The following is a 20,232-nucleotide window of genomic DNA, read 5'->3' on the forward strand; positions in this document are numbered from 1 at the left end:
CTCAGGCTTTCGTGGATGGTTCGGTCTGCGCGAATGCGCGGCGGAAATCGGCCGTGCTGGAAACCCAGCCGAAGAAGGTTTCAATGTTGAAGACGGCCGCCTTCTGGACGTAGTCGGGGCCGGCCTGGTGCGTGGCGTCTTCGAGCATCACGCCGAAATATTCGAGATGGAAGCCGTCGCGCAGGGTCGATTCCACGCAGACATTGGTGGCAACTCCGCAGAACACGAGATTGCGGATGCCGCGCGCGCGCAGGATGCTGTCGAACTGGCTGTTGAAGAAGCCGCTGTAGCGCGGCTTCGGCACCACGATGTCGCCGGGCTGCGGCTGGAGTTCATCGATCAGCGCATAGTCCCAGCCACCCTTGGCGAGCAGGCTGCCTTGTAATTCCGGGCGCGCGCGCATGGTTTTGAGGGCGTTCGATTTGTGCCAGTTCGGGGATCCCGGACCGCCGGCCTCGACATAGTCGGCGTCCCAGCCGTTTTGGAAATAGATCACGGTGACACCGGCCTCGCGCGCGACCTCCAGCGTTTCCTTGACGGCCACGATCGCAGCCTTGGCGCCGGTGACGTCGAAGCCCGCGAGATCCAGATAGCCGTTCGGCGACGCGTAGGCGTTCTGCATGTCGACGACGATGACTGCGGTCTCCTCGACCGCGAGCCGCAACGGCTCGGGGCGGGCGGGCAACGTCACATAGCGCCGTTCTGGCGGAAAGCTGGTTGAAACCGACATCACGCCAATCCGAATTCTTTGGTCGCTTTCTCGGCAAAGCGATTGTCGACCATCTGCGTATAGGGAAGCGTCGTGGAGACGGCGCCGCCGCCCTGTTCGAGCAACATCGCGCGATCCCATTCCTCGGTGGAGATGGTCGGGTTTTTCGGGATCGCCGTCTTGCTGCCGAAGAAGTTCTTTGTCGCGCTACCGACCACCGACGGTGAGACTTTCGGGAAGTACTTCTCTGCGACCTCGGTGAAGACGGCATTGTTCTCGTGCATCATCTTCTGCGCCTCGGCGATGGCATTACAGAAGCCCTGCACCGCCTCCGGGTTGGAGGCGATCACGTCTTCGGTGGCCATGGCTGTGGTGAAACACAGCGGGCCGAGCAGATCGGCGAATGACAGTGACGGCACGAGACCGAACTGTTCGGCGCCGATGCTGATGTCCCATTCGAATGCGGTGGCGATGTCGGCGCGGCCATCCTTGACGGCTGCGGCCTGGGCGCCCGGCGGCAATTCCAGGAAGGTGACGCCGGCTTCCTTGGGATCGAACTTGCCAACCGTCTTCATTGCATAGGTCGGGACCTGGATCGTCGAGGACGGGAATTTCAGCGTCGCGATGGTCTTGCCGCGCAGATCATCGATAGTGGTGATCTTGGTGTCCGGACGGGTCATCCCCCACATCGACACGCCGCCGACGATCTTGGCGATGTTCTTGATCTTGCCGCCTTCGCGCGTGGCATTGACCGACATGCCGGGGCTGGTGACGCCGATCTGGCCGCGGCCGGACAGGAGGATAGGCACCGGCAGGGCGATGCCGCCGGCAGTCGAGAGATCCGTGTCGAGGCCGTGTTTGGCGAACAGCCCCTTGTCGGCGGCGACATAGAGCGAGGCATACATGCCGAGCCGGATGGCTTCCGACACCAGAACCTTGCGGCCGGCGGCGAAGGCCGGACCGCCCAGGCCTGCAAACGGTGCCGTCGCGGCGCCGATGAGCGAATATTTGAGTAGGTTGCGCCTGTCGATCATGCCTCTGTCCCTCGCCGCCATTGCCGATGTCAGATGGTGTACTGCATAGTTTTTAACCGCAGTATTTCGTCGCATAAAATTGTTGCACTCGTTAATTTCATTAACAAGTCAGGAAAAACAGATATATTTATCTGTAATGCTTATGAATATCGACCTTCGGCAACTCCGTGGCTTCGTCGAGGTGGTTCAGGCTGGTAGCTTCAGCCGGGCCGCGCGGAAACTGGGTGTCTCCCAGTCTGCGCTCAGCCAGGCCGTTCGCCAGCTTGAGGACGAGTTGCAGGTCCGACTGCTGGACCGGACGACGCGCAGCGTTCAGCTCAGCAAGGTCGGCGTCGAATTCCTGCCGGGGATCCAGCGCCTGCTGGCCGATCTCGATCACCAGCTTCAGGATTTACGCGATCTGCGCGAGCATCGCCGCGGCCATGTTACGGTGGCCTGCGTGCCGTCGGTGGCGCTGCGCCTGATGCCGGAAGTGTTGGCGAATTTCCAGCGCGAATATCCCATGGTGAGCGTGACGCTCAAGGAAGTGTCGCGACATCAGATCATTGCCGGGCTGCGCAGCGGCGATGCCGAGCTCGGTATTGCCAATGTGCCCGGGGAAGACGCCGATCTCGACGCGACGAAGCTGCTGACCGACCGTTTTGCGCTGGTGATGCGGCGGGACCACGCGCTGGCGTCACAAAGCGCGGTGAGCTGGATGGACGGTGTGGCCGCAGGCATGGTCGCGATGGCGACCGGCACCGGCATCAGGCTTGAAATGGAACGTGGACTGCAGGAACTGGGGCGCAGCAGCCCGCTGCATGAGGCCGAACATCCGGCGACCTTGCTCGCCATGGTCGAAGCCGGCGTCGGCGTGGCGCCGCTACCCGGTCTGGCGTTGCCGGCGACGGACCACCCCGTGCTGACCTTCCGCAAGCTGCTGGACCCGGTCATCGAGCGTGATCTGTATCTGATCCGGCGTGTGGGGCGTGACCTGTCGCCGGCGGGGCGGGCGCTTTACCGCGGCATCCAGCTCGTCGCGCAATCGATCCGGGAGCGCACCGCCGCCGGATGGTAGCGAACACGCTTTGACGTTGCTCCCATGAGTCCCTATTTTAGGAAGAATAATCCTATTCCGCTAGTTTGAGCCCCATATGACCGCCTCGCTGAAAGCCATCGACGGATCGGCTGACTTGCCCGTCCTGATGAACGACCTCGCCCAGAGCGCCCGTGCGGCTGCGCGTGCGTTGGCGGTGGCCCCAACGGAGCAGAAGAACCGGGCGCTTGCGGCCATGGAGCGCGCGATCCGCGCCGGTGCGCCGGCGATTCTGGCGGCCAACGCCGAGGATGTCGCCGAGGTCCGCGCCAATGGCGCGACGTCGGCCTTTATCGACCGGTTGACCCTGACCGACGCGCGCGTGCAGGCGATGGCCAATGGCATCCGTGTCATCCATGACATCGCCGATCCCGTCGGCAGCATCACCGAGAGCTGGCAGCGGCCAAACGGCATGACCATCGAGCGCGTGCGCGTGCCGCTTGGCGTCGTCGCGGTGATCTTCGAAAGCCGTCCGAACGTCGCCGCCGATGCCGGTGTGCTGTGCCTGAAATCGGGCAATGCGGTGATCCTGCGTGGCGGTTCGGACAGCTTCCGCTCCTGCCGTGCCATCCATGACTGCCTGGTGCAGGGCTTGCGCGAAGCCGGTCTGCCCGAGGCCTGCATCACGCTGGTGCCGACGCGCGATCGCGCGGCAGTCGGGCTGCTGCTGACCGGCCTCAATGGCGGCGTCGATGTGATCGTGCCGCGTGGCGGCAAGAGCCTCGTCGCCCGCGTCGAGGCTGAAGCCCGCGTGCCGGTGTTCGCACATCTCGAAGGCGTCAATCACGTCTATGTCGATCACGCCGCTTCGCTCGAGATGGCGAAGTCGATCGTGCTCAATGCGAAGATGCGCCGTCCCGGCGTTTGCGGTGCGACCGAAACGCTGCTGGTCGACCGCGCGGTGGCGGGTACGCATCTGAAGCCGCTGGTGGAAATGCTGATCGATGCAGGCTGTGAAGTGCGCGGCGATGACGCCGTGCAGAAAATCGACGCGCGCGTAAAGCCTGCAACGGAAGCCGATTGGGACACCGAATACGAGGACGCGATCATCTCGGCGCGCGTTGTCGACGGCGTCGATGATGCGCTTGCGCACATCCGCGATCACGGCTCACACCATACCGATGCGATCGTGACCGAGGACATCGTGGTGGCCACGAAGTTTCTCAACGAGGTGGATTCCGCGATCGTGCTGCATAACGCCTCGACGCAGTTTGCCGATGGCGGCGAGTTTGGCTTCGGTGCGGAAATCGGAATTGCGACCGGCAAATTCCATGCACGCGGCCCGGTCGGCGCCGAGCAGCTCACCAGTTTCAAATATCGCATTCACGGCACCGGACAGACCCGGCCGTGATGATGAGCGCGCGGGCGCGTGGAGACTGAATTGGAGTCGTATTCAGTCCCGCCGGCGCAGGGCATACCGCCGCATAGTCCCGGCATGCGGATCGGTCTGCTCGGCGGATCGTTCAATCCGCCGCACGCCGCACATCGGGCCATCAGCTTGTTTGCGATGAAACGGCTGCAGCTCGACCGCGTCTGGTGGTTGGTGTCGCCGGGCAATCCGCTCAAGGATCAGCGCAATCTGCACGATCTCGCCGAGCGCGCGACCGCTGCGAAGGCAATGGCCGATCATCCGCGCATCGATGTCACCTGTCTCGAGAGTGTCATCGGTACGCGCTATACCGTCGACACGATCAGCTACCTCCGACGTCGATGTCCGCAAGCACGATTTGTCTGGATCATGGGCGCCGACAATCTCGCCCAGTTTCACCGCTGGGAGAGCTGGCAGGTCATTGCCGGGGAGGTGCCCTTTGCGGTCATCGACCGGCCGCCGCAGAGCTTTCAGGGACTGGCGTCGACCGCCGCCCACGCACTCGGCCGCTACCGGATACCGGAGCAGGAGGCTGGGTCACTGGCCGACCTGAAGCCCCCCGCATGGGTATTTTTGACCGGTTTGAAGCTGAATCTGTCGTCTACCCGGCTGCGGAACCCGGATGGCAGCTGGAAGACGTAATTCCACAACACTCACCCGATAAGTGCTATAGGGCGGGCGCTGGAATATTGAATCCGGCATTCCCACATGCATACTTGATCTCACCGGGCGCCGGATTCGGCGTCCCAATACAGTGAAAGGAATGGTCCTCTGGCCACTTCTGTATTGACCAAAACGGGCGCCAAGAAAGCCTCGTCCAAGGCCGCTTCCTCCAAACCGGCCGCCTCGCCCAAGAAGCCCGCTTCGGTAAAGAAGGCTACCGCGCCCAAAAAGGCTGCCGCGTCAAAATCCGCAAAGCCGAAGGCCGCAAGCAAGCCTGCAGTCACGAAGCCTGTTGCTGCCAAGGCCCCACCGAAGCCTGCCATTCCGAAGAAGGTTGCTTCGCCCAAGGCGAAGAAGCCTGCAGCGGTGCGCGATAGCGCGGCCGAAACCCTCAGGCTCGTTCTCGCTCGCCTCGAAGATATGAAGGCCGAGGAAACGGTGACGATCGACCTGCGCGGCAAGTCGGCGTTCTCCGACTATATGGTCGTGACCACCGGTCGCTCGAACCGCCATGTCGGCGCAGTCGCCGAGAATGTCGCCAAGGGTCTCAAGGAAGCCGGTCAGAAGAAGCTACATGTCGAGGGCCTGTCCAATTGCGATTGGGTTCTGATCGATACCGGCGAAGTCATCCTGCATGTGTTCCGGCCAGAGGTTCGTGAGTTCTACAATCTTGAACGGCTGTGGACGCAGAGTCCGTCGGATGAACCGCGGATCGATCTCAAGGCTGTTTGAGCCAGCAGGCATTCGGCAACGGCGCGACACATGCTAGTCTGCGCCGATGCATCTTCTTGTGATTTCTATCGGCAAGCTCAAGCAGGGTCCGGAACGCGAACTGGCGGAACGGTACCGTGATCGTTTCGACGATATCGGCCGCAAGCTCGGTTTCCGCGGCCTGGCGATTCATGAAATTTCGGAAAGCCGCGCACGTGACGCGTCGACCCGGATCAATGAGGAAGCCGCGGCGATTTCGGCGCTGATTCCGGAAAAGGCTGTGGTCGTAGCGCTTGACGAGCGCGGCAGCAGTGTCGACAGCGCTAGTTTCGCTCGCCATATCGGTAAGTGGCGGGACGAATCAGTGCCACATAATGTTTTCGTCATTGGGGGGGCGGACGGACTTTCGCCCGAATTGCGGCGCAAAGCCAAATTGAGCATTGCATTCGGCTCGGCGACCTGGCCGCATCAAATGGTTCGCGTCATGCTTCTGGAACAGATTTACCGGGCTGCTACAATTCTGGCAGGCCACCCGTATCACCGCGTTTAGCTCTTACTTTACCAAGCTTAACGCGTTTTGAAACAAGGCGTTGTCGAAACCACGATGCTGTCACCGCGGTCCATTCCATCTGAACACGCCGCCGTTCGCCGCGGGATGTCGGGCGCTTCGTCGCTGTCGATGATGGTGCTATCAGCAACTTTTATACCGGTGACTGTTGCAGGTTTAATGACGAGCTCGGTCCGGGCGCAAACCGCTGCACCCGTCCAGCAGGCTAATGCGCCATCGCCCGATATCATTCGCCAGCGCGAGCAGGAGCTCGAAGCGATCCGCGCGCAACAAAAGAGCGCCGCGGAGCTGCAGGCAAAACTGAAAGCCGATATTGCGGCGATCGGACAGGACCGCGGCAAGCTCAGTCAGCAGCTAATCGATATTGCCGCCCGCGTGCGCGGCGTTGAATCCCGCATTGACGATGCCGAGGTGCGGCTGCGTCCGCTGGATGCGCGCGAGCAGAAGATACGCGGCACGCTGGAATCGCGCCGCGGCGAGATCGTCGAAGTGTTGTCGGCTTTGCAGCGCGCCGGACGCCGTGCGCCGCCGGCGTTGCTGGTACGTCCCGAAGATGCGCTGAAGTCGCTGCGTACCGCGATGCTGCTCGGCTCCGTTGTGCCCGAGATGCGCGCGCGCGCTGAGCAGCTCGTGGCCGACCTCAGTGAGCTCGTGAATCTGCGCAAGGCGATTTCGACCGAGCGCGATCAGCTTGCCGGCGATCGCGACAAGCTCAAGGAGGAACAGACGCGCCTCGCATCCTTCACAGACGAACGCCAGAAGCAGCAGTCGGCTGCGGAAAAGGACATGGAAGCGGAAGCCGCGCGTGCGCTGACGCTGTCCCGTCAAGTCGACAGTCTGCAGGGCCTGATCGCGAAGATGGAGCAGGACTCCAAGGCGGCGGCGAAGGCAGCAGCCACGGCCAGTCTGCAGGGCACGCCAGCGGCGCTCAGCAACGGCAAGCCGAATATCGGTGCCTTCAAGGATCCTGGCCGGCTCAGCCCGGCGATCGCCTTTGCCGCGGCGAAGGGTATGTTCGCACTTCCGGTCAATGGGGTTAAAATTCGCAATTTCGGCGGTTCCGACGGTGTCGGTGGCGTCGAAAAAGGCATCTCGTTGGCCGCGCGAGCCGGTGCGCAGGTCACAACACCGTGTGACGGCTGGGTTGTTTATTCAGGTCCGTTCCGTAGCTATGGACAACTCTTGATCCTCAACGCTGGGGGCGGGTATCATGTCTTGATCGCCGGGATGGAGCGTATTTCGGTGAACATTGGTCAGTTCGTCCTTACCGGGGAACCGATCGCTGTCATGGGATCAACATCCCGGGTAGCATCCGTCCTTGCGGCCAATGCCAGCCAGCCTGTGCTTTATATCGAGTTCCGGAAAGACGGGACTCCCATTGATCCAGGCCCATGGTGGGCCGCTAACGAAGGCGAAAAGGTTCGCGGATGATGCGCAAGACTTCCATAATTCTGCTGAGTGCTGCCACTGGCGCCGCCTTGACGCTCTTCGTGACCCAGCCACGCGCCGTGTTCATGGGCACCAGCGCCCGCGCTGCGACCTCGGACACCTACCGCCAGCTCAACCTGTTCGGCGATGTGTTCGAACGCGTGCGCAGCGACTATGTCGAGAAGCCCGACGACAGCAAGCTGGTCGAGTCGGCGATCTCCGGCATGCTCACCGGCCTTGATCCACATTCCAGCTACATGGACGCCAAGAGCTTCCGCGATATGCAGGTGCAAACCCGTGGTGAGTTCGGTGGTCTCGGCATCGAAGTCACGATGGAAGACGGCCTGATCAAGGTAGTGTCGCCGATCGACGATACCCCGGCATCGAAGGCCGGCATCATGGCCAACGACATCATCACCAGCCTCGACGAAGAAGCGGTGCAGGGTCTCACTTTGAACCAGGCTGTCGAGAAGATGCGCGGCCCGGTCAACACCAAGATCAAGTTGAAGATCATCCGCAAGGGTCAGGACAATCCGCTCGACGTGACCCTCGTGCGCGACAACATTCGTGTCCGTTCGGTGCGTGCGCGCGTTGAGAGCGATGATATCGCTTATATCCGCGTGACGACATTCAACGAGCAGACCACTGAAGGCTTGAAGCGCGAGATCGCGGCCCAGACCGCGGCGATCGGTGCCGACAAGCTCAAGGGCTTCATCATCGACCTCCGCAACAATCCGGGCGGTCTGCTTGAAGAAGCCGTTACCGTTTCTGACGCGTTCCTTGAGCGCGGTGAGATCGTTTCGACCCGCGGTCGTAACGCTGAAGAAACCCAGCGTCGCACGGCGCATGCCGGCGATCTGACCAAGGGCAAGCCGGTGGTTGTGTTGATCAATGGCGGTTCAGCTTCGGCATCGGAAATCGTCGCTGGCGCATTGCAAGACCACAAGCGTGCGATCACCATCGGTACGCGCTCGTTTGGCAAGGGCTCGGTGCAGACGATCATCCCGCTGGGCTCCGGCAACGGTGCGCTGCGTCTAACCACGGCGCGTTACTTCACGCCGTCGGGCAAGTCGATCCAGGCAAAGGGCATCGTCCCGGACATCGAGATCGTGCAGGATGTGCCGGATGAGCTGAAGTCCCGCGACATCAAGGGCGAAGCCTCGCTGCGTGGCCATCTGAAGAACGATGGCGATGAGAAGACCGGTTCGCAGTCCTACGTGCCGCCGGATGCCAAGAACGACAAGGCGCTGAAGGCAGCAGCCGATCTGCTCCATGGCATCAAGGTGACATCGAATACAACCGTCACGCCGCCGGCAGCCGCTGCTGCTGCTGCAGATAAGCCGGCCGACGACAAGCCCGCTGCCAAGCCGAACTGATCGGCGACGGAACATCAGTTCTGCGGAAAGGGCGGCCTTCGGGTCGCCCTTTTTGTTGCAACTCTTCCAACGGATATAGCACCCTTCCGGGTGCGGCGGCCGAGACCGGGCGTGTTATTGTCCACTCGGCTGATTCGGAGATCCATGGCAGTGTCGGCGGACGACCTAAGCGCCCCGCTTGGACAAAAATCGACGCGTAAGCGGCGGTTCCGGCTGCCTTTTTCCGGAACGCAGGCGCTTGCCACGATTCTGGCATTGTTGCTGATCGGTTTTGGCGGGGTGGCCATTTTCAATAGCAATCCGATGGGCGGCGAGCCGGTTGCGCGTGTCGCCATCAAGGTGCCAGTTGCGACCGAGGAAAAGGCTGCTGCGAAGCCGCCGGTCGAGGTCAAGCATGGCATGCCCGAGACCGCCAAGGCGCCCGAGGCTCCCGGCCAGAAGACCATCACCATCATCGATGGCTCCAGCGGCGCCCGTAAGGATGTCGTGGTGTCGAGTGACGGCTCGGATAGCGCGGCGCCCGACGCGCCGTCGCCGGTCATGACGGGAATTGATTCGAAACTGCTGGAGAAATCCCGCCACGGCATGGTGCCGATTGCCATCGGTGCGTTGAAGCCGGTCACGGCCTATGCGGCAGGCTCCGAAGCCGAGCGCGCAAGGGCGATGAAGATGCCGAGCGTTTCGATCGTCATTGGTGGCCTCGGCGTCGGCGCGGCCAAGACCACTGATGCCATCATGAAATTGCCGCCCGCGGTGACACTGGGCTTCACGCCCTACGGCTCGGATCCCGGCAAGCTGGTCGAGCGCGCCAGGGCGCAACGCCACGAGGTGCTGCTGCAGCTCCCGATGGAACCGTTCGATTATCCCGACAACGATCCCGGCCCGCAGACGCTGCTATCCTCTGCTACGGCCGAGCAGAACCTCGATCGTATGATGTGGCATATGAGCCGCTTTCAGGGCTATGTCGGGGTCGCCAATTTCATGGGTGCACGCTTCATCGCCACGGACTCGGCCATGCAGCCGATTGCGCGTGAAGCCAGCAAGCGCGGGCTCGCATTGTTCGACGATGGCTCGACGCCGCGCAGTGTCGCTGCTGCGGCCGCCGAAGGGCAGGGCATGCCCTTCGCACGCTCCGATGTCGCCATCGACGCAGTGCCAACCTCCGCAGATATCGACAAGGCGCTGGCACGACTCGAGGGGCTGGCCAAGGAACGTGGTGTGGCTGTCGGCGTCGCTTCGGCGCTGCCGATCTCCATCGAACGCATCAGCGCCTGGGCTAAAACCCTTGAAAGTCGTGGAGTCATGCTAGTGCCATTGACAACCGCGATGCTGAAATCAAAATCAAGCTAGCGTCTTTGGGCTAGGCTGAATTCGGCGCCGCCGAATCGTTGCGATTCTGCGAAGTCGAATCGCTGCGTAAAGAGTGCTCGAACGGACGCGAGAGGCATTGACGGAATGGCGCGCTACGAAGACCTGCCCTATCGAACTTGCGTCGGAATGATGCTGATCAACCCGCAAGGGCTCGTCTTTATCGGCCGCCGCGCCGGCGGTGTCGAGCACGTCGATGACATGCATGTCTGGCAGATGCCGCAGGGCGGCGTCGATCCCGGTGAGGACACCTGGGAGGCCGCCAAACGCGAGCTCTATGAGGAGACCGGCGTCCAATCGGTCGAGAAGCTCGGTGAAGTGCCGGACTGGCTGATCTACGACATTCCCCGCACGGTAGCCGGACGCGCCTGGAAGGGTCGCTATCGCGGCCAGCGGCAGAAATGGTTTGCCGTGCGCTTCACTGGGGATGACAAGGAGATCAACGTCACGCATCCGCCGGGTGGCCACAAGGCCGAATTCGTCAATTGGCGCTGGGAGCCGATGAAAAACCTTCCGGAATTGATCGTGCCGTTCAAGCGCCCGGTTTATGAGCGGGTGGTGAAGGAATTTGCCAAATTGGCGGACGGCTAGTTCTGGAATGACGGATAATCGGCCCTATCGTCCCAATGTGGGCGTCGCACTGTTCAATGCAGACGGCAAGGTTCTGATCGGCCGCCGCTTCAAGGACGACGGGCCGGAGATCGTACTGCCGGGCCTGGAGTGGCAGATGCCCCAGGGCGGCATCGATGCCGATGAAGACCCTCGCGTCGCCGTCATGCGTGAATTATGGGAAGAGACCGGCGTCAGCCACGCGACCTATCTCGGCGAGACCGGCTGGATGACCTATGACTTCATCCCGTTCGAGGATCCCACTCACCGCTTCGCGCAGTTTCGCGGGCAGCGGCAGAAGTGGTTTGCGCTGAAATTCACTGGGGAAGATGCCGAAGTCGATCCGCTGACACCGCGGAATGGCCAGCCGGCGGAATTCGATGCCTGGCGCTGGGAGCGGCTAGATCGCGTCGCCGATCTCGTGGTGCCGTTCCGGCGCGATATCTATCGCGCGGTGGCAGTAGAATTTGCGAGATTCATCTGAAGCGAAGCCCTGATGAAGCTAAGCGCTATCCGGGCTATAGCGCTTAGTGCATCGCCGTCGAGACGACGTGTTGCTGGATCGTCTTGAAGTGGTCGAGACGCTCAATAGCACGGTCCAGGGCGGAGCCCTCCTTCTCGGCCAGCTTCTCTTCCATCGCAGCGATGTCGCTGGCGAAGGCTTCACGGTCGAGATCCTGCAGCGAGGTGGCGACGTCGGCCAGTACGGTGAGGCCCTTGTCGGAGACTTCAGCGAGGCCGCCGAGCACGATGATCTTTTGCGTCGAACCACCCGATGTGATGGTCATGATGCCTGGACGAAGTGCGGCCACCATCGGTGCGTGGCCCGCCATCACACCGAGATCACCCTCGGTGCCCGGGATGTCGACCTGATCGACCTCGCCCGTGAAAGCGAGCTTCTCCGGCGAGACGAGATCGAAATGAAAGGTGGCCATCGTAACTACTCTCTTGGCTGTTCTCCGCGAGTGTTGCCCGCGGTCTATCAGTCAGAATGTCAAAACTCATTGCCGGGCTCGTTAGCGAAGATGCATTTCGCGTCAGGCCCGGCAATGATGATTCTAGATCTTAAGCGGCTTCAGCAGCCAGCTTCTTACCCTTCTCGACCGCTTCTTCGATCGCGCCGACCATATAGAAGGCGGCTTCCGGCAAGTGATCGTACTTGCCTTCGCAGATCGCGCGGAAACCCTTGATGGTGTCGGCAAGCTCGACGAACTTGCCCGGCGAACCCGTGAAGATCTCAGCGACGAAGAACGGCTGCGACAGGAAGCGCTCGATCTTGCGGGCGCGGGCCACGGCCAGCTTGTCCTCTTCCGACAGTTCGTCCATGCCGAGAATGGCGATGATGTCCTGCAGCGACTTGTACTTCTGCAACACCTGCTGGACCATACGCGCGGTCTCGTAGTGCTCCTGGCCAACGATCAACGGGGACAGCATGCGCGAGGTGGAGTCGAGCGGATCCACTGCGGGATAGATGCCCTTTTCCGAAATCGCGCGGTTGAGCACGGTCGTAGCGTCCAAGTGGGCGAACGACGTAGCAGGCGCCGGGTCGGTCAAATCGTCGGCCGGAACGTAGATGGCCTGCACCGAGGTGATCGAACCCTTATGCGTGGTCGTGATGCGCTCCTGCAGCGCGCCCATGTCGGTCGCCAGCGTCGGCTGATAACCCACCGCTGAAGGAATGCGGCCGAGCAGAGCGGACACTTCCGAACCTGCCTGGGTGAAGCGGAAGATGTTGTCGATGAAGAACAGCACGTCCTGGCCCTGATCGCGGAAGTGCTCGGCGACGGTCAGACCGGACAGAGCAACGCGCATGCGGGCGCCCGGAGGCTCGTTCATCTGGCCGAACACGAGAGCGCACTTCGACTTCACGGCCGGATCCGGATTGTGCGGATCGGCGTTCACCTTGGACTCGATGAACTCGTGATAGAGATCGTTACCTTCGCGGGTACGCTCGCCGACGCCGGCGAACACCGAGTTGCCGCCGTGCGCCTTCGCGACGTTGTTGATCAGTTCCTGAATGAGAACCGTCTTGCCGACGCCGGCGCCGCCGAACAAGCCAATCTTGCCGCCCTTGGCGTAAGGCGCGAGCAGATCGACGACCTTGATGCCGGTGACGAGAATTTCAGCCTCGGTGGACTGCTCGGTATACATCGGCGCTTCCTGATGGATAGCGCGGTTGCCTTCTGAAGCGATCGGACCGCCTTCATCGATCGGCTCGCCGATCACGTTCATGATGCGGCCGAGGGTGCCGACGCCGACTGGAACCTGGATTGGCGAACCGGTGTCGGTGACTTCCTGTCCGCGGACCAGACCTTCGGTGGTGTCCATCGCGATGGTGCGGACGGTCGATTCGCCGAGGTGCTGCGCGACTTCGAGAACCAGGCGGTTGCCACCGTTCTTGGTTTCGATCGCGTTCAGAATTGCGGGCAGGTAGCCTTCGAACTGCACGTCGACGACGGCGCCGATGACCTGGGTGATACGTCCGGTCTGGTTGGCTGATGCGGCCATGAAAAACTTCTCCATAAACTTCAAGGACTCGGAAGTCCGAAACTTGAACGGCGGCCCATGAGGCCGGAAGGTTGTTGTTAGATCGCCTCGGCGCCGGAGATGATTTCGATCAGCTCCTTCGTAATCATCGCCTGGCGGGTGCGGTTGTAGATCAATGTCTGCTTGCGGATCATGTCGCCCGCGTTGCGCGTTGCGTTGTCCATCGAGCTCATCTGCGCGCCGTAGAACGAAGCGTTGTTCTCGAGCAGAGCGCGGAAGATCTGCACCGCGAGATTGCGCGGCAGCAGGCCGTCGAGGATCTCATCCTCGGCGGGCTCGTAGTCGTAGCTCGGCGTCGGGCCGGCATCAGCGGCAGGCGCTTCGACCACCAGCGGAATGATCTGCTGGGCGGTCGGGATCTGCGCAATCACCGACTTGAAGCGCGAATAGAACAGCGTGCAGACGTCGAATTCACCGCCATTGAAGAGTTCGAGAACCTTCTTGGCGATGTCCTCGGCATTGATGAAGCCGAGTTGACGCACCGAACGCAGTTCGAGATGACCGACGATCTGTTTGTCGAAGTTACGACGCAGCTGTTCATAGCCCTTGCGGCCGACGCAGAAGAACTTGACCGTCTTGCCCTGGTTCATCAACGCCAGCGCGCGTTCGCGCGCCAGACGGACGATCGAGGAATTGAAAGCGCCGGACAGGCCGCGCTCGCCGGTGCAGACAAGAAGCAGGTGAACCTGATCCTTGCCGGTGCCGGCCAGCAGTGCCGGGCCGGAGCCTGCGGTGGTCGCGCCGGCGATGCTGGCGATCACCGCATCCATCTTCTCGGCATAGGGACGGGCAGCTTCGGCAGCGGTCTGCGCACGGCGCAGCTTCGACGCTGCGACCATCTGCATCGCCTTGGTGATCTTCTGCGTCGCCTTGGTCGAGGCGATGCGGACACGCATGTCTTTAAGTGAGGCCATTCTCAGTCCACCCCGGCGATCGAATGCTTGATCCGATCGCAATCATCTCATTCGTCATGCCCGGCCTTGTGCCGAGCATCCACGTCTTCAGTTCGATTCACATCCAAACATGTCGATGGCCGGAGCGGGTCCGGCCATGACGTGTCTTAGGCAGCGTACGTCTTTGCGAAGCCTTCGACGACGGCCTTGAGCTGGGCGGCGACGTCGTCCTTGAGGTCGCGGCTGTCGCGGATCGCATTGAGGATCTCGACGTTCTTGCCGCGCAGCAGCGACAGCAGACCGTCTTCGAAACCGCGAACCTTGGCGATCGGGAGAGTGTCGAGATAGCCGTTGGTGCCGGCCCAAATCACGCAGACCTGCTCTTCCATCTTCAGCGGCGAGAACTGCGGCTGCTTCAGGAGTTCGGTCAGACGTGCACCACGATTCAACAGGCGCTGGGTCGAGGCATCGAGGTCCGAGCCGAACTGCGCGAACGCCGCCATTTCGCGGTACTGCGCGAGCTCACCCTTGATCTTGCCGGCGACCTTCTTCATCGCCTTGGTCTGCGCGGCAGAGCCAACGCGCGACACGGACAGACCGACGTTCACGGCAGGACGGATGCCCTGGAAGAACAGGTCAGTTTCAAGGAAGATCTGACCGTCGGTGATCGAAATCACGTTGGTCGGGATGTAAGCCGACACGTCGTTGGCCTGGGTTTCGATGACCGGCAGAGCTGTCAGCGAACCATTGCCCTGGGAATCGTTGAGCTTCGCAGCGCGCTCGAGGAGACGCGAGTGAAGATAGAACACGTCGCCCGGATAGGCTTCGCGGCCCGGAGGACGACGCAGCAGCAGAGACATCTGACGGTAAGCAACGGCCTGCTTCGAGAGATCGTCATAGATGATGACGGCGTGCATGCCGTTGTCGCGGAAGAATTCGCCGATCGTGCAGCCGGTGAACGGCGCGATGTACTGCATCGGAGCCGGATCGGAAGCGGTTGCGGCGACGACAACGGAGTATTCCATCGCGCCCTGCTCTTCGAGCACCTTCACGAACTGCGCGACAGTCGAACGCTTCTGACCGACCGCAACATACACGCAGTACAGCTTTTGGCCTTCGGGAGCGCCAGCGCCGTTGAGCGACTTCTGGTTCAGAATGGTATCGAGCGCGATCGCGGTCTTGCCGGTCTGACGGTCACCGATGATCAGCTCGCGCTGGCCACGGCCGACCGGGATCAAAGCGTCGACCGACTTCAGGCCGGTTGCCATCGGCTCGTTGACCGACTTGCGTGGAATGATGCCGGGCGCCTTGACGTCGACGCGCATACGCTTGTCGGCCTGGATCGGTCCCTTGCCATCGATCGGATTGCCGAGCGCGTCGACGACGCGGCCGAGCAGACCCTTGCCAACCGGTGCGTCCACGATCGAACGGGTGCGCTTGACGGTCTGGCCTTCTTTAATCTCGCGGTCAGCGCCGAAAATAACGACACCGACATTGTCGGTTTCGAGGTTCAGCGCCATACCGCGGGTGCCGTTCTCGAATTCGACCATTTCACCGGCCTGGACGTTGTCGAGACCGTAGACGCGGGCAATGCCGTCGCCGACGGACAGAACCTGTCCAACTTCAGAAACTTCAGCTTCCTGGCCGAAATTCTTGATCTGGTCTTTGAGGATCGCGGAAATTTCTGCGGCGCGGATGTCCATCAGCCTGCCTCTTTCATCGAGTGCTTGATCGAGTTGAGTTTGGTGCGAAGCGAGCTGTCCACCATGCGGCTGCCGAGCTTGACGACAAGCCCGCCGATGATGGACGGATCGACTTTCACGTTGAGCGCGACGTCCTTGCCCGTCACTGATTTCAGCGCGGTCTTGAGAGCGTCGAGATTCTTGTCACTGAGCGGCTCGGCGACGGTGACGTCGGCGGTTGCTTCGCCCTTAAATTTGGCGACCAGTGCGCGGAAGCCGCGGATCACGTCATTCACCGCGAACAAGCGACGGTTCGCGGTCAGGACACGGAGGAAATTGGCGGTGATGCCGGTAATTCCGGCCTTCTCCAGTACCGAGGCCAGAGCCTTGCCCTGAACCTCTGCGGCGAATACCGGGCTGCGAACCAGTCGCGCCAGATCGGCACTGTCGGCCAGCATCGCTGCGAATTTGTCGAGATCGGCCTTCACCGCATCGACGGACTTCTCGTCGCGCGCCAGCTCAAACAGAGCCGTTGCATAACGACCGGACATTCCCGAAACCGACGGATCTTCTGTTGCCACGAATTACGCTCTTCAGGCTGTCAAACTCGCAAGGGAATAACTATCGCCCGAATGAGGCGCCTAGCGATCCAAGTCCTTGGAATTCAAGCGGGACTTCGATTTTGAGGTCACAACAAAATGTCGTGACCCGTTCAAATCGCGGCTTTGCTAACATAGCGCGCGCGCGGGTGCAACGCGACGAAAGCGTTTGATGATGCCTTGTCGCAGGCCCTCGCAAAGAATCATTTCAGGGAGATGCGGTGCGTCGATTGAGGCTCGAGGGGCAACTTCGTCGCGGGTCTCCGAGGCGGAATTTTTAATTCCGCATGACGGTACTAAGGCGCCGATTTTCACCGGATGCGCAATGCGCGTGGTGGCGTGGTTCACAAGGGGGTGGCGGGCGGCGGCGCGTGGTCGGTCCGCGACCGATCACCGTTTTCCGACTGCTTAACATTTACTTACCGAATGCTATCCATGCGTGACGATCACTTTGCTATTCAGTATATCAATGTAATATATAGTATATTAATCAGTTAATAAATTGTTAAAGGCCTTGCTTAGCCTTGTTGTGTTCCATCACAAGATATTTCATCTGGTCATGGAACGATTACGTTGCCTATTTTACGCCTCATTACGTGGGCAAACGCTCAGTCAGTGAAATTGGGACGGGGGTCCACTTACCGCCTTCGCGGTAATACTGTCTGAGGGACAACAACTTATGCTGCGTTACGGAAAATCGGCGCTGAGCGCTATCGCTCGGCCGCGTACGGCAATCGCTGTCATGACTGCCGCTCTTGTTCTCGGGGGAACGGTTTCAGAGGCTTCGGCCAAATCCCGGCACCATCGCCATCATCACAAGCATCACGCTCATCAAGCCAGCCAGCCGTCGCTGTTCGAGGCCAACGCATCGATCGCTCCGACCACCGGCGGTCGCAGCTTCTCGGGCGTTGCATCGTACTACGGCAGTGAGTCGGGCAGCCGCACTGCGTCGGGTCAGCGCTTCAATCAGAATGCGATGACCGCCGCACATCGTTCGCTGCCGTTCGGCACCAAGCTCCGCGTCACTCACGGCGGTCGCAGTGTTGTCGTCACCGTCAATGATCGCGGACCATTCATCCGTGGCCGCGTACTCGACCTGTCCAAGGGTGCAGCGAGCGCGATCGGTCTGACCAGCCGTGGTGTCGGCCGTGTCGTTGCGGAAGTCATGTAAGCGCAGAAATACGCTGCGATACTGATCTCTCAAGTTTAGTAAGCGTTGCGTTGTGTCCGCGTTCAGTAAAAGCCTGTTGTCAGCAATGACGGCAGGCTTTTCTTTTATCTGTCATCGGGCGTTTCTTACAGAAAGCTTTGTGGATCGACATCTACTTCGAGCTTGAGATTGCCCGTCGTCTTCGGGCCGTGCGCCAGCCAGTCGCGAAGATAGTGCGACAGGTCGACATTGCGGGCTGACTTCACCAGCAGGCGAAAACGATAGCGGCCTTTGATCACGGCAAGCGGCGCTTCGGCCGGGCCGAGCACCATGATGCGCTCGTCGATCGGCGCCACGGCAGCGAGCTTGCGTGCATAGCCTGCGGTGGTCGGCCGGTCGCCGCCTGAAATGATCAGGCTCGCCAGCCGTCCGAAGGGCGGATAGCCGGCGCGTTCGCGGGCCTCGATTTCGCTGGCGTAGAACGCTTCGCGATCGTTTGCGACCAGCGCCTTCATCACGGGATGCTCCGGCTGATGGGTTTGCAGATAGCCGATGCCGCGCCCCTGTTCACGTCCGGCGCGCCCAATTACCTGGTTCAGCATCTGATAGGTGCGCTCGGCCGCGCGCGGATCGCCGTTGCCGAGGCCCAGATCCGCGTCGATGACCCCGACGAGATTGAGCCGCGGGAAGTTATGGCCCTTGGCGACGAGCTGCGTGCCGATGATGACATCGACGCGACCCTCGGCGATCTCCGTCAGTTCGGTCCGCATCGCATCGATCGAGGTGATGAGGTCGCTCGACAGCACCATTGTGCGCGCATCCGGAAACAGGCTCGCCGCCTCCTCCTGCAGTCGCTCGACGCCCGGCCCGACAGCGACCAGCGACTCTTCGGCCTGACAATGGGGGCATTGATGCGGGCGGTGCATCGAGAAACCGCAATGGTGGCAAACCAGCCGCTGACGAAAACGATGATCGACCAGCCACGCATCGCAGATCGTGCAGGCGAATCGATGCCCGCAGCCGCGACATAGCGTCAGCGGCGCATAGCCGCGGCGATTGAGGAACAGCAGCGCCTGCTCCTTGCGCTCGATGGCGATCTGGATCTTCTCGGCAAGGCGCGGTGCGATGAAGCGACCGCGCATCGGGCCTTCGCGGCGCAGATCGATGGCTTCGATATGCGGCATGTGCTGGCCGCCGAAACGCGACGGCAGTGCGATGCGCTGGTAGCGCCCCTTGCGCGCATTGACCTCGGACTCGACCGACGGCGTAGCCGAAGCCAGCACGATGGGGATTCTTGCGATTGATGCCCGCACCACGGCCATGTCGCGGGCGTGGTAATGCGCGCCTTCGTCCTGCTTGTAGGCCTGATCATGCTCTTCATCGACGATGATGAGGCCGAGTTTCGCGTAAGGCAGAAACAGCGCCGAGCGCGCGCCGACGATGACATGGGCCTCGCCATTGGCGATCGACGCCCAGTTGCGGGCGCGGGTACGAGGCGTCAGTTCGGAATGCCATTCCAACGGGCGTACTCCGAAGCGTTTTGAGAAGCGCTCAAGAAACTGCCCGGTCAGCGCGATCTCCGGCATCAGGATCAGCACCTGCTCGCCGCGCCGGATGATCTCGGCAACCGCCTCGAAATAGACCTCTGTCTTGCCGGAGCCGGTGACGCCGTCGAGCAGGGCGGCATGGAAATCACCCTTGGCGGCGAAGGTTCGCATGGCTTCGGCCGCAACGGCCTGGTCCGGCGAGAAGTCCGGTTCGGCGAAAGTGGGATCGGGCGCCGGCGGCGGCAAGGCGCGGGGCATGACCTCGATCGCAAGCGTGCCCTCATCGACCAGCCCGTCGATCACACCGGCGCTGACGCCGGCTTCCTTGGCAGCTTCGGATTTCGCGTGCAGCAGGCCGTCCGACAGAATTTTGATCAGCCGTGCGCGCGCAGAGGTCATGCGCTTCGGCACTTCGCCGACCAGACGGACGCCCATCCGCACCCGCTCCGGGCCGAGATGCTCGCCCATACGCAGCGTCATCTTCATGACCATGCCGCGGGCGGACAAAGTGTAATTCGCCACCCAGTCGACCAGGTTGCGCAATTCCTGCTTCAGCGGCGGGACGTCGAATTTTTCGCCGACTTCCTTGAGCCGGTTATGCAGTCGCGGATCGGGATTGGCGTTTTCCGCCCAGACCACGCCGATGACCTCACGAGCGCCCAGCGGCACGCTGACGATATCGCCGGGTTGCAGGTCGACGCCACGCGGCACGCGATAGGAATAGGCCTGGTTCAGCGCGACCGGCACCAGCACGTCGACGACGCCAGACGTTGATTTGATGCGCGCAGCTTCGTCCATCGGGGGGATTCAGACTCGAATTGAGGTACCCGCTAACTTAAGCTCGCGATGCGGCCCGGACCAGTGCCGGCTGGTGGCCCGGTCTTATGACCGACGCGCGGCTACG

Annotated in this window: 20 protein-coding genes; 11 read left to right on the forward strand and 9 right to left on the reverse strand. The window is 61.6% G+C overall.

All coding sequences use genetic code 11. From position 1 onward, the window contains the following. Window position 1: 1 nt before the first annotated feature. Together rutB and CIW50_RS02420 are read right to left on the reverse strand one after the other, a co-directional pair. Window positions 2–730 (reverse strand): pyrimidine utilization protein B, encoded by a 729-nt coding sequence (rutB, locus tag CIW50_RS02415; RefSeq protein ID WP_149529674.1) that lies wholly within the window; start codon window positions 728–730, stop codon window positions 2–4. After that, the gene (locus CIW50_RS02420; protein ID WP_149529675.1) at window positions 730–1,743 is read right to left on the reverse strand and encodes an ABC transporter substrate-binding protein; all 1,014 of its coding nucleotides are present in this window, start codon (window positions 1,741–1,743) and stop codon (window positions 730–732) included. The genes rutB and CIW50_RS02420 overlap by 1 nt, the downstream gene beginning before the upstream one ends. Window positions 1,744–1,885: 142 nt before the next feature. On the opposite strand from CIW50_RS02420, the gene CIW50_RS02425 reads away from it, so the two are divergent. From CIW50_RS02425 to CIW50_RS02435, 3 genes are all read left to right on the forward strand, one after another. Continuing rightward, on the forward strand, window positions 1,886–2,800 hold the full coding sequence (locus CIW50_RS02425; protein ID WP_172980196.1) for a LysR family transcriptional regulator: 915 nt from the start codon (window positions 1,886–1,888) through the stop codon (window positions 2,798–2,800). A 76-nt stretch (window positions 2,801–2,876) separates the two neighbouring features. Further along, a complete protein-coding gene (locus tag CIW50_RS02430; RefSeq protein WP_149529677.1) occupies window positions 2,877–4,169 on the forward strand; it encodes a glutamate-5-semialdehyde dehydrogenase in 1,293 nt (430 codons plus the stop codon). A 30-nt stretch (window positions 4,170–4,199) separates the two neighbouring features. Further along, the gene (locus CIW50_RS02435; RefSeq protein WP_283808810.1) at window positions 4,200–4,829 is read left to right on the forward strand and encodes a nicotinate-nucleotide adenylyltransferase; all 630 of its coding nucleotides are present in this window, start codon (window positions 4,200–4,202) and stop codon (window positions 4,827–4,829) included. Window positions 4,830–4,909: 80 nt separating this feature from the next. Here CIW50_RS02435 and CIW50_RS29415 read toward each other — a convergent pair whose 3' ends face one another. Next, a complete protein-coding gene (locus tag CIW50_RS29415; protein ID WP_172980174.1) occupies window positions 4,910–5,197 on the reverse strand; it encodes a hypothetical protein in 288 nt (95 codons plus the stop codon). A 19-nt stretch (window positions 5,198–5,216) separates the two neighbouring features. Here CIW50_RS29415 and rsfS point away from each other — a divergent pair, with 19 nt between their 5' ends. The 7 genes from rsfS to CIW50_RS02470 all read left to right on the forward strand — a co-directional run bounded on the left by rsfS (window position 5,217) and on the right by CIW50_RS02470 (window position 11,394). Then, window positions 5,217–5,582 carry a ribosome silencing factor gene (rsfS, locus tag CIW50_RS29420; RefSeq protein ID WP_283808811.1) on the forward strand — a complete coding sequence of 122 codons (366 nt, stop codon included), beginning with the start codon at window positions 5,217–5,219 and terminating at the stop codon, window positions 5,580–5,582. A gap of 46 nt (window positions 5,583–5,628) precedes the next feature. After that, complete coding sequence (rlmH, locus tag CIW50_RS02445) at window positions 5,629–6,111, forward strand: 23S rRNA (pseudouridine(1915)-N(3))-methyltransferase RlmH (protein WP_149529678.1); 483 nt, start codon at window positions 5,629–5,631, stop codon at window positions 6,109–6,111. Window positions 6,112–6,288: 177 nt separating this feature from the next. Next, on the forward strand, window positions 6,289–7,560 hold the full coding sequence (locus CIW50_RS02450) for a murein hydrolase activator EnvC family protein (RefSeq protein WP_502707345.1): 1,272 nt from the start codon (window positions 6,289–6,291) through the stop codon (window positions 7,558–7,560). Further along, window positions 7,557–8,933 (forward strand): S41 family peptidase, encoded by a 1,377-nt coding sequence (locus CIW50_RS02455; protein ID WP_149529680.1) that lies wholly within the window; start codon window positions 7,557–7,559, stop codon window positions 8,931–8,933. Before CIW50_RS02450 ends, CIW50_RS02455 begins: the two co-directional genes overlap by 4 nt. Before the next feature lie 144 nt (window positions 8,934–9,077). After that, on the forward strand, window positions 9,078–10,283 hold the full coding sequence (locus CIW50_RS02460) for a divergent polysaccharide deacetylase family protein (protein ID WP_149529681.1): 1,206 nt from the start codon (window positions 9,078–9,080) through the stop codon (window positions 10,281–10,283). A gap of 105 nt (window positions 10,284–10,388) precedes the next feature. After that, the gene (locus CIW50_RS02465; RefSeq protein WP_149529682.1) at window positions 10,389–10,892 is read left to right on the forward strand and encodes an RNA pyrophosphohydrolase; all 504 of its coding nucleotides are present in this window, start codon (window positions 10,389–10,391) and stop codon (window positions 10,890–10,892) included. A gap of 7 nt (window positions 10,893–10,899) precedes the next feature. Continuing rightward, window positions 10,900–11,394 carry an RNA pyrophosphohydrolase gene (locus CIW50_RS02470; protein ID WP_149529683.1) on the forward strand — a complete coding sequence of 165 codons (495 nt, stop codon included), beginning with the start codon at window positions 10,900–10,902 and terminating at the stop codon, window positions 11,392–11,394. 43 nt (window positions 11,395–11,437) lie between these two features. Here the strand turns inward: CIW50_RS02470 and CIW50_RS02475 are convergent, their stop codons facing one another. The 5 genes from CIW50_RS02475 to CIW50_RS02495 all read right to left on the reverse strand — a co-directional run bounded on the left by CIW50_RS02475 (window position 11,438) and on the right by CIW50_RS02495 (window position 16,613). Beyond that, window positions 11,438–11,845, reverse strand: coding sequence for a F0F1 ATP synthase subunit epsilon (locus tag CIW50_RS02475; protein WP_149529684.1), 408 nt, complete (start codon window positions 11,843–11,845; stop codon window positions 11,438–11,440). Window positions 11,846–11,975: 130 nt separating this feature from the next. Further along, window positions 11,976–13,418 (reverse strand): F0F1 ATP synthase subunit beta, encoded by a 1,443-nt coding sequence (atpD, locus tag CIW50_RS02480; RefSeq protein WP_089263243.1) that lies wholly within the window; start codon window positions 13,416–13,418, stop codon window positions 11,976–11,978. 77 nt (window positions 13,419–13,495) lie between these two features. Then, entirely contained in the window at window positions 13,496–14,371 is an 876-nt protein-coding gene (locus CIW50_RS02485) for a F0F1 ATP synthase subunit gamma (RefSeq protein ID WP_149529685.1), read from the reverse strand. Between the two features lie 146 nt (window positions 14,372–14,517). Continuing rightward, window positions 14,518–16,053: a F0F1 ATP synthase subunit alpha gene (gene atpA / locus CIW50_RS02490; protein ID WP_149529686.1), complete on the reverse strand. Its 1,536-nt coding sequence runs from the start codon at window positions 16,051–16,053 to the stop codon at window positions 14,518–14,520. After that, window positions 16,053–16,613: a F0F1 ATP synthase subunit delta gene (locus tag CIW50_RS02495; RefSeq protein ID WP_149529687.1), complete on the reverse strand. Its 561-nt coding sequence runs from the start codon at window positions 16,611–16,613 to the stop codon at window positions 16,053–16,055. Before CIW50_RS02495 ends, atpA begins: the two co-directional genes overlap by 1 nt. Before the next feature lie 697 nt (window positions 16,614–17,310). Here CIW50_RS02495 and CIW50_RS02500 point away from each other — a divergent pair. Further along, entirely contained in the window at window positions 17,311–17,802 is a 492-nt protein-coding gene (locus CIW50_RS02500) for a septal ring lytic transglycosylase RlpA family protein (protein ID WP_149529688.1), read from the forward strand. A gap of 125 nt (window positions 17,803–17,927) precedes the next feature. Here the strand turns inward: CIW50_RS02500 and CIW50_RS02505 are convergent, their stop codons facing one another. After that, entirely contained in the window at window positions 17,928–20,126 is a 2,199-nt protein-coding gene (locus CIW50_RS02505; protein ID WP_149529689.1) for a primosomal protein N', read from the reverse strand. Window positions 20,127–20,232: the final 106 nt, after the last annotated feature.

The organism is Tardiphaga sp. P9-11 (assembly GCF_008329525.1).
In the GTDB taxonomy this organism is placed as follows: domain Bacteria; phylum Pseudomonadota; class Alphaproteobacteria; order Rhizobiales; family Xanthobacteraceae; genus Tardiphaga.